Source organism: Dietzia timorensis, assembly GCF_001659785.1.
GTDB classification, from domain to species: Bacteria; Actinomycetota; Actinomycetes; order Mycobacteriales; family Mycobacteriaceae; genus Dietzia; species Dietzia timorensis.
Genome location: NZ_CP015961.1, coordinates 240,912 through 253,043, shown reverse-complemented (window position 1 = coordinate 253,043; position 12,132 = coordinate 240,912). Strand labels below are relative to the sequence as shown.

Annotated in this window: 9 protein-coding genes; 1 reads left to right on the top strand and 8 read right to left on the bottom strand. The window is 66.9% G+C overall.

What is annotated here, in order from left to right; all coding sequences use genetic code 11:
• Positions 1-61 precede the first annotated feature (61 nt).
• Positions 62-757, top strand: coding sequence for a fasciclin domain-containing protein (locus tag BJL86_RS01150; RefSeq protein WP_067472564.1), 696 nt, complete (start codon positions 62-64; stop codon positions 755-757).
• A 94-nt stretch (positions 758-851) separates the two neighbouring features.
• On the opposite strand, the gene BJL86_RS01145 is transcribed toward BJL86_RS01150, so the two are convergent.
• The 8 genes from BJL86_RS01145 to BJL86_RS01110 form a co-directional block, all read right to left on the bottom strand.
• The gene (locus BJL86_RS01145; protein ID WP_067472567.1) at positions 852-1,667 is read right to left on the bottom strand and encodes an anti-sigma factor; all 816 of its coding nucleotides are present in this window, start codon (positions 1,665-1,667) and stop codon (positions 852-854) included.
• Entirely contained in the window at positions 1,664-2,284 is a 621-nt protein-coding gene (gene sigK / locus BJL86_RS01140) for an ECF RNA polymerase sigma factor SigK (RefSeq protein ID WP_082908377.1), read from the bottom strand. Before sigK ends, BJL86_RS01145 begins: the two co-directional genes overlap by 4 nt.
• Before the next feature lie 139 nt (positions 2,285-2,423).
• A complete protein-coding gene (fadD32, locus tag BJL86_RS01135; protein ID WP_231887140.1) occupies positions 2,424-4,367 on the bottom strand; it encodes a long-chain-fatty-acid--AMP ligase FadD32 in 1,944 nt (647 codons plus the stop codon).
• A 334-nt stretch (positions 4,368-4,701) separates the two neighbouring features.
• Positions 4,702-5,658, bottom strand: coding sequence for a cutinase family protein (locus BJL86_RS01130; RefSeq protein ID WP_067472588.1), 957 nt, complete (start codon positions 5,656-5,658; stop codon positions 4,702-4,704).
• 167 nt (positions 5,659-5,825) lie between these two features.
• A complete protein-coding gene (locus BJL86_RS01125) occupies positions 5,826-6,341 on the bottom strand; it encodes a DUF732 domain-containing protein (protein WP_067472570.1) in 516 nt (171 codons plus the stop codon).
• Positions 6,338-8,311: an alpha/beta hydrolase-fold protein gene (locus BJL86_RS01120; protein ID WP_067472591.1), complete on the bottom strand. Its 1,974-nt coding sequence runs from the start codon at positions 8,309-8,311 to the stop codon at positions 6,338-6,340. Before BJL86_RS01120 ends, BJL86_RS01125 begins: the two co-directional genes overlap by 4 nt.
• Positions 8,312-8,712: 401 nt before the next feature.
• Positions 8,713-9,834, bottom strand: a complete 1,122-nt coding sequence (locus BJL86_RS01115; RefSeq protein ID WP_083657603.1) for an alpha/beta hydrolase — start codon at positions 9,832-9,834, stop codon at positions 8,713-8,715.
• 198 nt (positions 9,835-10,032) lie between these two features.
• The gene (locus BJL86_RS01110) at positions 10,033-12,087 is read right to left on the bottom strand and encodes an arabinofuranosyltransferase AftB family protein (protein ID WP_197487616.1); all 2,055 of its coding nucleotides are present in this window, start codon (positions 12,085-12,087) and stop codon (positions 10,033-10,035) included.
• Positions 12,088-12,132: the final 45 nt, after the last annotated feature.

Sequence of the window (12,132 nt, the reverse complement as noted above, 5' to 3'; positions counted from 1 at the left end):
TCCGAGTAGCCCGGTGATCCGAACCACATGGTGAACGTGCACATCCATTAAGGAGGACACCATGAAGACGAGCACCATTCGCAGAGGCGGTCTTGCGATCGCAGCGGCCGCCGCACTGGCCGTCGGAGCCTGCGGAACCGAAGAGCCAGAGGAAATGAACAGTATGGGGTCGGGAGATGAGATGTCGTCCTCGGCGCCGATGTCCGAATCGAGCGACATGTCGATGACCAGCCCGGCAAACGGCGCCGAAGATGCAGATCCCATGGCTAATCTTGTCGGCAGCGGCTGCAGCGCATACGCGGAGCAGAATCCCGACGGACCCGCGTCGGTCGACGGCATGGCACAAGAACCTGTCGCCACCGCCGCCTCGAGCAACCCCATGCTCACCACCCTCACGGCCGCGGTGTCCGGCGAAGTGAACCCCGACGTCAATCTCGTGGACACGCTCAACGGCGGCGAGCTCACCGTGTTCGCACCGGTGGACGAGGCATTCGATGCCGTGGACGACGCCACGATGGACACCCTTGGCACGGATGCGGATCTCCTCACCAACGTGCTCAGCCATCACGTCGTCGAAGGCAAGATCAACCCCGATGACATCGCCGGCACGCACACTACGCTCGCCGGAGACGAGATCGAGGTCACCGGAGAAGGCGACGATCTCGCGGTCGGCGAAGCACAGGTAGTTTGTGGCGGAGTGCAAACCGCCAACGCCGTGGTGTATCTGATCGACGGCGTCCTCATGCCGAAGATGTAGCGGCCCCACGCGGGCAAGGCATGGCGCCCCCGAGCTCCTCACACGAAGGGCTCGGGGGCGCCTTCCCTTGCTCGGCCGACGAAGAACCGGTCCGCTAGGCCATGTCCATTTCCATGAGCACTTCCCCGGTCGGGGCGGGTGGACGCGGATCGGAGTTCGGCTCCTGCGTCACGGCGACGCCACTCGTCCTCGCCAGCTCCTCGATGCCACCCATCAGGGTGCTGCCGTCGGCGCCGACCGACATGGCTCCACCGGCGATCGGGTTGGGCCCGAAGCCGTTGAGCCAGAGCTGGTAGTGCATCCCCTCGGAGGCTTCGGGCATGCCCGAGATCTCCAACACGGCCATGTCGAGTTGCTCCGATTCCATGACCTTCGCCGTCGCGCCGGAATCCAGTGAGGCATTGACGATATTCGCGTCGGGGGCCGCCATGATCTGGTCGACCATGCCCGTGGGGCCGTCGTCGACACCCGGCTCGGACGTCTGCGCCGTCGAACTCTCGGGCCCGGCGATCTCTGCCGTGTTGTCGCCGGAACGCACTGCGATAGCGACCACTCCGGCACCAAGGAGTAGGACTACCGCTGCTGCGGCCGCGAGGGTTGCGGGGCGGAACCTGGACCGTGCATCTATGACGTCGCCGCCGCTCGTGGAGCGATCCGCCGGTTGCCCCCGATCGATCGCTTCGAGTAGCTCGGCCCTGGCCCGCGCCGGCGGTGCCTCGTCGAGATCGGCCGCCTCCACCAGCGCAGCCGCGGCCTCCCGCGCTTCGGCGATTCGGCGCAGCATCGCCTCCCGTTGCGCGGGTTCGGCGCCCTCCAAGGCTTGCCGGACACGTCGGCTTTCCTCGGTGCCGAGCGCTCCGAGGGCGTAGAGCTCGAAATCGCCGTCATCGATCGACGGAAACGCGCTCATCTCGGCTCACCCCCCAGGCACTTTTTCAGGTTTCGCAGACCGTCTCTGATCCGGGATTTCACCGTCGGCAATGCGGCGCCGAGCCGTTCGGCGACATCGCGGTATGTCAGCCCACCGAAGTATGCGAGCTCGATCGCCTGCCTCTGCACCGAGGAGAGGTCGTCGACGCAACGCCGCACGTCGGTCGCAAGTTCACGCGACGCCATCGACTCTGCCACGCCTTCGGCGATGTCAACCTGTTCGGCCGGAGAGTGCATTGCGTCTGCCTCCTCTCGCCGCCGTGCCGACTGTTCGCTGCGCACCCGGTCCACTGCACGTCGATGTGCGATGGTGAGCATCCAGCTCAGTGCCGATCCGAATTTCTCTTCGTAGCGATCGGCACTTTCCCATATCTGCAGGTACGACTCCTGCAGTATCTCCTCCGCATAGCCACGGTCGCCGACAATCCGGACGATCAGTCCGTAAAGCCGAGGCGAGGTCAGGTCGAAGAGCTGCGCAAAAGCACCTCTGTCACCACTCGCCGACCCACGGACCAGGGCAGCCAGAGACGAGGGCGATGGCGATGCGGTCGCACCGCCATCGCCTCTCTCGCCTCCTTGAGGTCCGTCGTCGCTCATGCGCAGAAGTCTATGCGGCGCTGCCCGGCAGCTAACCACGCGCACCCGGTCTGGCCGCGTTTTCCTCGACACGCCGGTCGGTCGTCCCGGAGCGTCCTTGCACTGTGTGGTTCGGAGCGGGAAAGGTCTCGGATGGCCGTTAGCCCTCGTCCAGGTCCGGAAATGCGGTTTGCTGGTATCCGCCACGCAGCGTGCCCGTGATGTATTCCTGGCGGGTTGCACGGCGGGCGATCTTGCCCGAGGAGGTACGCGGGATGGAGCCGGCGGGCACGAGGAGCACGTCCTGCGCGTGGACGCCGTGCGCCTCGGAGATGGCCTTCCGCACGGCGTCGGCCACCGGGGCCGGGTCCGCCTTGCCTGCTCCCGGTGCGCGCTCGGCGACGAGCACGAGCGTCTCCGAGCCGTCGCCGGGGTCGACGTCGAGCCCGTTGCGCGCCTCGGGCGGGAGCTGGTTCGCGGGCACGGAGAAGGCGGCAACGAAGTTCGGCCGCAGCGCCTCGGAGGCGAGCTGCGCCGTGGCCTCGAGATCCTGCGGGTAGTGGTTTCGCCCGTCGACGATCACGAGGTCCTTGACGCGGCCGGTGATGTAGATCTGCCCGTCGTGATAGACACCGAAGTCTCCAGTACGGAGCCAACCTGCGTCTGCGGGAACGTCTCCGAACTCGCGCTCGGCATGGGAATTCTCGCTCAGCCGGGAGACGAGACGGTTGTCGAAAGTGGCACGCGACTCGTCCGGGCGCTTCCAGTAGGCCTGGCCGATATTTGCGCCGTGCAGCCAGATCTCGCCGACGGACCCGTCGGGCAGCTCACGGCCATTGCCGGTGTGCTCCCCGTCGTCATCCAGCTCGGGGTCGACGATGACAGCCCACTGGGACGGCGCGATGTAGCCGCACGCCACCTGCGGGATGGCCTCGGAATTGCCCTCGACGTCGGCGGCATCGATGATCTCGAAGCGGCCCTCGTTCAGGCTGTTGCGGTCGACGTGCACGATCACTGGTGCGGCGTGCTGCTCCGGAGAGGAGACGAACAGCGTCGCTTCCGCCATGCCGTACGAGGGCTTGACCACCGTGTCGGAGAGACCGTACGGGGTGAATGCCTCCTGGAAGGCGCGGATCGACGTCGGGGTGACGGGTTCCGAACCGTTGATGATGGAGGTGACGTGCGACAGGTCTAGCTCTTCCCCCTCGGCGGGCAGTCCGCGGCGCGCGGCGTGCTCGAAGGCGAAGTTCGGGGCCGCTGCGAAAATGCCCTCGGCCTCGGGATAGGCGGCGAGCTCGCGCACCCAGCGTCCCGGGCGCTGCACGAACGCGCGCGGCGACATGATCGAGGTGAACGCACCGGCCATCGCCGGGAGGATCACGCACAGCAGGCCCATGTCGTGGAACAGCGGAAGCCAGGTGACGCCCTTGGAACGGTCGGTGAGTCCGAGCCCGAACATCAGCTGCAGCACGTTGGTGCACACGCCGGTGTGGGTGATCTCGACGCCGGCCGGCGTGCGCGTGGAACCCGAGGTGTACTGCAGGTAGGCGATGTCGGAGCCGTGCAGGTCGGGCTTCTGCCAGGAGCTACCGAGCTCGCTCGGGATCGCGTCGACGGCGACGACGCGCGGCCTCTCGCGGGCCGGGACCTCGCGGAACAGCTGGCGCACACCGGCGGCCGACTGGGAAGAAGTGAGGATGACGGCGGGCTTACAGTCCCCCAGGACCGCGTGCAGGCGATCCTTGTGGCCCGGCTCGTCGGGATCGAACAGCGGGACGGAGATGAGTCCGGCGTGGATCGCGGCAAAGAACGACACGACGTAGTCGAGGCCCTGAGGCGCGAGGATCGCGACGCGATCGCCCGGCGAGGCGACCTGCTGGAGCCGCGCGGCGATGGCGTGTAGCCGGGCGCCGAAGCCCGACCACGACAGGTCCTGCTGCTCGCCCTGGCGCGACTTCGAGTAGTCATTGAAACGGAAGACGAGAGTATCCGCTTCGGGATCGGCATTGGCGCGCGATACGTTCTCCTCCACGAAGTCCACCAACGTGGCGTCCTCGGGTAGGGCTATCGCCCCAGACTCGTTGCGGTACGCATCGAACTCCACGTTGCTAATGCTCCATCCTTCTCGGCGCTCTAGTACAGGCGACCCACCGGCATGCGGCCGCAACCGGGAATTCCTCGCTGCCGAGAAACCCCCGAGTACCTCATTCGTACGGTCAAGGGGCATGCGGACGTGTCCGCATCTGCCCCAAAACTAGAGACTCTACCGTTACCTCACGCCCTGTTTCCATTCGCAGGCAACGCTCAGGCAGGGTCACCCTAGGGAATCGTACTGCTCACGTGGACGGTTACACGCAAATGACGCCGGGCTGAGTGGATATCCCCCGAGATTCTCCGCTGCGGTCCGCCGCCACCGGCATCGGCCGCGTGCGTATCGGCTAGGAGTGCGGAACTTCCTCGGCCGAGTCGATGAGCGACTGCAGATGCTGCCTGCTCCACTCGGTGGCCGTGGTGCCCTCGACGACATTCGGATTCGTGTCGTATTCGGCGTGGACGGCGTTGTTGTTGAGGAATTCGGAAAGCCTCGCCGCCCCGCCGGCCGCGTCCATCGGCGCGTTGCAGATCAGATCGGGTCCCGCGCACAGCGAGGCGGTCTGTTCGGTGAGTGCGCCGAAGCCGGCCGGTCGCGGGCCCGTCATTGTCGCGTCGGCGATGAGCTCGGTGAGCCCCGAGGCGCCCTGCAGCGAGATCTCCATGCCCTGACCATTCGTCGGCTGCAGACCCGGGCCGATGGCGCCCTGGTCGCGGCGGCCATCGGCGATGAGCACGGTGCCGAGGACGAGGTCCGCGGGCACGACGCCGTCGCCGTTGCCGATCTCGCCGGTGACGTCGCCGGCGATGACGGCGCCCTGGGAGAAGCCGAGAAGCGCGTACTTGGTGAACGGGCAGCGCTCGTGCGTGGAGGCGATCTTGTCGCGCAGCTTCTCGGTGCCCTCGGCGCGCGAATCGTTGTAGCTCACGTCTTCCGGAAGCTGTGGGTTCCGGAACTGCGCGGTATAGGGCACCGTGTACACCTCGACCCGGGCCGGGTCGTTGGCCTCGGCCAGCGGCGCGGTGACCTTGGTGAGAAGCGAATTCGGGTTGGCCTGCGGGTTGTAGGGGTCATCGTCCGCGGCCGATTCCCAGGTTCCGGGCACCGAGATCAACGACACGTCGGGGCAGTCGGCGGGTTGGGTGCGCTCGGGTTCGCCCGGCTCCGTGGCCGGCGGCTGCCCGATGGGGCTCGTCGGATTCTCCCGCGACAGCCACCAGCCGACGCCGGCGACGAGGAGAACGACGAGCACCAAGACGCCGAGGGCCAGGCCAAGCCGGCCGCCCTTCCGTTTTCCCGCCATGTTCGCTTCCCTTCTGTCGCCGATTTTGACCGAAATCGGCGCGCCCAACACACGGAGCGCGCCGATTCGATCGTACGAACCGCCCGATCGTATCGGCCGCGCCTAAGCGAGGGCTGTGTGCCGACCTCTATGAATGCCCAGGCAATTGCCGAGGGATTCCGCAGAATCTACGGGCACAGCTGCTCGACGGAGGCGTCGATGATCTCCTGTGCCACGTCTTCAGGGTTGCCCTCGGCGTATCCGCCTTCGACGAGCTGCCCGGCCATGGCGTTGGCGAGGGTCGTCGTCTCCTCCGCGGCACCGCCGGTTGCACGGATCCGGCAGATGCCGTTGCCTGCGCCGACCAGCTCGAGCTCGAGCGAATCGATTTTGATCTTCTGTTCGTCGAGCGCATCGAGATAAGTCTGCTCCCGCGCGCTGACCTCCGGGCTCTCCAGCCCGGGGGCGTCGCTCTCGACCGGTTCGGGAGACTCCGGAAAGCCCCCACCGTTCGGTTCCGGCGCGGGACCGGACGTCCGCTCCCCCGCGCTCGGCGGCGGCGCGAAGGTCGGAGACTCGGGGCTGCCGGACACGGTGGAATCCCCCGAACCACAGCCCGCGAGGATGAGCGCCGCCACGGCAATCCCGCTGCCCGCCGTCATACGTGTGCCGGCTTTGCCTCGCGTGGTGCGCGCTGGGGTCATGACTTCTCGATCCTTCCCGCGATGAGCCTGATCTTGCCGTGCTCGAACTCGACCTCCTGGCCGCCGCCGGGGACGGACTGGACGTCGGAGACCGGGTAGCCGAAGCGTCCGTTCTCGTAGTCGTCCTCGCCCCAGGCGTCGAAGATCTGGCCGTAGGGCACTGCGTGTGCCTGGGTGTTCGGCGACCAGTAGATGCCGCCGTTCTCGAAGCGGGACAGCGCCCCGCCGCCCGCGCGCAGCGAGATCTCGTCCGAGGTCGGATAGCCGAGGTCACTATTTTCGTAACCGAGATCCTTGTACTTGCCAAGGATCGCGCCCTTGACGATGCGCGGATCCCCGTCGGCGGCCTGGAATACCGTGCCGTTCTGGAAGCCCTGGGCGACCCCGTCCTTGTTCGGGTTCCGCACCGCGTCCGAGGTGGGGTAGCCGAGATCGCCGAGCTCGGAGCCCTTATAGGACCACAGGTCGAGGATCTTGCCCGACACCGCGTGCGCACCGGTCTTCGGGGACCAGTAGATCGTGCCGTTCTCGAAGGTGGTGTAGCGACCGACGCCGTCAGGGGTCTTCTGCTCGGAGGAAGTCGGCAGCCCGAGCTCACCCTCGGGTCCGCCCGCCGCTTGGTAGGTGGCACCGATGCGACCGGTGACGGCGTGCGCGCCGGTGTCCTCGGACCAGAACACGCGTCCCTCGCGGAAGTCCTGGGCACGGCCGCCCTCGACCGCGTACTCGCCGGTGAGGCAATCGCCTAGCGAGCCGTTGGCCTCGCGGAACTTGCCGATCTCGCCTTCCGCCTTGCACTCGGGCGCGTTGACCTCGGTACCGAGCGCCTCGGCGGCCTGCGGCCACGCCTGGGTCATCTCGAACTGCCAGTACGGCCAGGTGTGGGTGCCGGACGGACGGAACTTGGAGGTGACCGGTACGTCGGCCTTCTCGGCCGCGTTGACGAAGTTCTGGGTCGTCATGCGCGCGAGAAGCTCGAGCCCGTATCCGGCGAAGTTCTCCGGGATTCCTTCGATCGGCGAGGGCTTGTCCCACGGCCCGGTGTTGCCCGAGCCGGCCGAGACGTACAGCGAGACGTCCTTCAGGCGCTGTGCCTGGAGCTTGGGATCGTTCTGCTTCCAGGTCTCGCCGCCGAGCGGCCCCCACATGTCCTCGGAGTTGTAGCCTCCCGCGTCGAGCTGAGCGGCCTTGATCGCCTCGGGCATGCCGAAGCTCGTGGTGTCGAGGTAGCCGGAGAAGCTCGCGGCGAACTGGTACTGGCCTTCATTGTGCGCGGCCAGGTTCATCGCGGCGGTGCCGCCCATCGACAGCCCGGCGATCCCCGCGCGGTCGTTGAGGCGCCAGTCGCGCGCGATGAGCGGCGGCAGCTCTTCGGTCATAAACGTTTCCCACTGGTACGGCTCGCCGTCCTTGGCCGGATTCGCCCAGTCGGTGTAGAAACTCGACTCGCCGCCGACGGGCAGCACGATGACTGCGTCCTTGGAGTCGAAGAACTTCTCGATCTGGGTTTCGTGCGTCCAGCCGGATTCCGTGTCCACGGCGCGCAGCCCATCGAGCATGTACAGCGCCGGGTACGTGCGGTCGGGCTCGGAGTTCCACGAGGCGGGAAGGAGGAGCTGTACCTGGATCGGGCGCTCCATGGCGGCGGACTGCACCCACAGCGCTACGCGGCGTTCGCTGAGCCAGTCGACGCGGTCGAGTCGGACGCCGGCGGGCACGTCCGTATTCGCGGCCGGGCGCTGTTCCGTGCTGGCCGTCGCCGACGACGAGGGTGTGGATTCGCTGGAGGTCGGCGCGCTGGTGGAGCGGCTGGACGTCGGCGATGCGGACGTCGAGGTGCCGGTCTGCGCGTTGGCCTCGGGCACGCCGGAGTTGTTCGACTGGCCCGTGGCGACGCCGACGACGAGCGGCGCGGCCACCGCGACGGCGACGACCGGCACGAGGCGCAACTGCTTACGGTTCCAGGTCAATGTGTTCTTATTCGAGACCCGACCCGAGCTCCGCGGTGCCGCCTTGCGTGGGGAAGATCCGCGTGATGCCGATGCCTCGCGGCGCGATCCGTTCATGTGTAGTGGCGCTTTCTGTTCCTGCCTGGCTGTCCGCCGGCGCTGGACGTGAAGTTTCCCAGTCGGCGCTGGTCCCGGGTACGTGCCCGCCCACATCTCATGCGGGCCGCTGCACCGGTGCAACGCTCGTGGAGACCCTCGGTAGGACTGCCCGTGGGTTCCCCTCCCACGGGTGCGACCAAATAGAAAACCGGGGCCCTGCGATAGCTAATCTACGCGCAGGGCCCCGGTTTTGGTCCAGGCGACTCGCGCCAGACACAAAATTTCTTAAGTTGTGGTTGAGACTTTTCGTCTCAGCCGGTCGATCACCACCAGGCGTGAGCCTTCAGCGCCGGGAGGATCTGCTCGAGCCTGGCCGACATGAGGTCGTCGTTCCAGTACGGCCAGCCGTGGATACCGGTCGTGCGGTACTCGAACTTCGCCTGGTTCGGCTCGGCGTTGATCGTGTTCTGGAACGCGATCGTCGAACCGCGGGACAGGCCCTCGAGAACGACACCGTTGAACGTGTTGAACACGGCCTGGAGGCTGTCCGGCTGATCGTATTGACCCGGGATCGCCGAACCGGCCGTCAGGTACATCGGGATGTCGCGGAGACGATCGGCGAGGAGCAGCGGGTCGTTGGCGCCCCAATCGGGTGAGCCCGGAGGCCCCCACATGGCGAACGGATCACACTTGCACTGGTCGAACATTGCGAGCGGGATCATCGAGTACATGCCCGGTGCGGTCGGGTTCATGTAGCCGGAGAATACCGAGACCTGCTTGAACTGGTCGCGGTGCTTGGCGGCGAGTGCCGCTGCGGCCGAACCGCCCATGGACAGACCCGCGATGGCGTTGTTGTCGCGGCGAACGCCGAACTCGTTCTGCAGGTAGCCCGGGAGCTCCTCGGTGAGGAACGTCTCCCACTGGTAGTTGTACGTCTGTCCGTTGATGTCGACCGGACGCTGCCAGTTGGAGTAGAAGGAGACCTGCCCGCCGACGGGCATGACCAGAGTCAGGTTGTCCCAGAGGAACGTGCGCTGCGCCTGGGCGTCGTGGGTCCACGCGTTCCAGTCATCGCGCGCACGGAGACCGTCGAGGAGGTAGAGACCGGCGTTACCCGCCTGGCGAGCCGGCTGGACCTGAACCTTGATCATCCGGTTCATCGACGGCGACCAGACATCACAGAGCTGAACCCACGACTGGACCGGGTCCCACGAGCAACCGGCGCGCAGCCAGTTGCGGTGTCCCATCGGATCCTCGCCGCCCGGGGGCAGCTGCGCGGGCGCTGCGGCGGGAGCCGCTGCCGCCGGCGCATCGCCGGCCGAGCCGGCGGAGTCCTGCGCGTATGCCGGCGAGGCGGCCACCACGCCTACAGCCGTGGCTAGGGCCAGCGCGCCAGCTGTCAGCTTGCGGCGCAGGCGGCCTGCGGGAGACGCGGCTTTGGTCATCGAAGTGCTCCTTGTTTCGTTTCGTGCGTCCGGTCCGGGAACGTGGCCCCTTAATGGAGAAGTGCGGGAAGGCGTGGAATTCGGCACCGTCCGACACATGTCGCTCTGTTACTGTCGCGCATATTGAGGCAGGCGTTACACTTTGTGCCTCAATTGAACTTAAAGCGTTATTAAGTTGAGACCGAACTCTTTGGCACACTACCGGGGATAGGCGTCGAGGTCCACCTCGGGGGGCATCGGAAGCCCGCAGCGCTGCACTTCGTAGGCCGGAATGCGGTTGATCCGGTATTGCGCATATGAAAATGCGTTAACCACATTCTCTTTTCTTCGTTCCAAGGTTAACGGGTCTGAGTACGACTTGCGAAGTTCGACCGTGGCGGGACAGGTCAGCGCCACCTTCGCCTGTTCGATCCAATCGGGGTCGACCCACTCGGGATAGTTGTTCGGGTTCTCGACCACCCCCGCGTCGGCGAGGTACCAATCGAGCGGCAGGTACTTGTCGTGCCCGATGCGACCGTCGACCATCCGGTCGGTGTGCGCCGCCAGCGGAGTCGCGAGTCCGACGGTGTCGTACACCTTGACGTCGAGCGGCAGGTTCATGCTGGTCATGCCGAGGTTGAGGAAGACTACGGTCTTCTGCGGATCGTCGGGGATCTCGAAAGGCTGCAGTCCGGGAAGCGGGTGATCGAACTCGACGACATCCCACCGGTCCTGCGCGCCGCCGACAGGGAGGAACACCGCGCCCGTCATGTTCGCGCGCACCTGGGTGATCAGTTCCTGCATGCGCGGGAAGTCGAGGTAGTCGCGCGCGAGCAGCGGATGCTTGTGCCCGGTGCGCTGGAGGTAGAACGCGCGCTCGTCGACGATGCCGTTCGAGGTGATCGATTCGGCCTTGTCGGGGAACGGGTCCTGCGCGATCGATACCGTCACCGCCCAGCCCATCACGACGAGCCAGCCGCCGATGAGCACCGGCAGCACGAAGCGCCACTGCCGGTCGCGGCCGGTCTGCCGCCCGACCGGGATGGGGAGCACGGCGAGCGGCAGCAGCAGCGTGAACAGCGGCGGCAGGAGCACCCGCCCGTGCATGAAGTCGCCGCCCACGCGCACCGAGTACAGCGCGAGCACGACCCCGACGGCAACGAAGAGCGCCGTCACCACGGGTGTAGAGCGCAGCGCCGGCAGCTCGCGCCCGGCCACCGTCACCCCGCGCCGACCGGTGACGTCACCGCTGGATGACGTCGGACGTGCCGGGCGCGGCCCGGCGGCCGCCCACGCGGCGGAAATGACGATCGCGCCGAGTCCGACGAGCATGGGCAACGCGAGCCAGTAGGGGCCGGCCAGGTCGAGTAGATAGGCAAAGCCCTGCCCCCACTTCGAGCCGCCCGCATCCTTGGCGACAGCGGTATTCGGGTACGGCAGGCCGTAGTAGCTCATCCGCCACAGTTGGTAGGCCAGCGGCAGGAAGCCGGCGATGACCACGAGCCACGCCCGGTGCAGCATCGACGAGCGCGCGAAGAAGATGAGAGCGAGGGCACAGACCGACACGATCGCGAGCTCCGGGCGCACGAGCGGGCCGAGCCCGGCGACGATCGCGAGAAACGCGGTCTCGGCCGTGGGAATGCCGATCGGGTGCTGCGAGTGCGGAGCGCGCGCCCAGCGTTGGAGCAGCAGCCACACGAGCGCGATCCACGCGATCACCAACCCGGTCTCCAGGCCGGATGTGGCGAAATCGCGCGCAGGGGGAAGGACGACGTAGACCACGATCCCGAGGGGCAGCATGAGCACCTTCGACGTCATGAGCCCGTGGTGTCGCGCAGGGTGGCGACGGGTTCCGGCCCACATGACGCGGGCGCCCCACATCGCGAATACGACCGCCGACATCGAGGTGACGAGCGCGACGATGAGTGCGACGACCTCGATCTGCGGCAGGTTCAGCACGCGCTGGGCGGCGTAGATGAGCATCGTCCACAGTGTGGAGGTGTTCGCCTCGACGCGTTCGCCGGCGTTGAACACGACGCCGTTGCCGGCAAGCATGTTGCGGACCGTCCGCAGGACGATGAGCCCGTCGTCGGCGATCCAGCGCCGCTCCCACGCCCCGGCGAAGAACACGGCGACGACAGCGAGCACGGAGCCCCAGAACGTCAGCGGCGCCCAGTGTGCGCGCGCGAAACCGCCCGCGACCGCGAGGCGCCCGTTGGGCGGATGCGGCGGGGCGGTTTCGGGCTGGGACTCTGCCAGAGTTGGGCTGCTCACTGTGGTTGTCTTATCGGTCGAGGTGGGTGAAACGTTCCTTCGCCC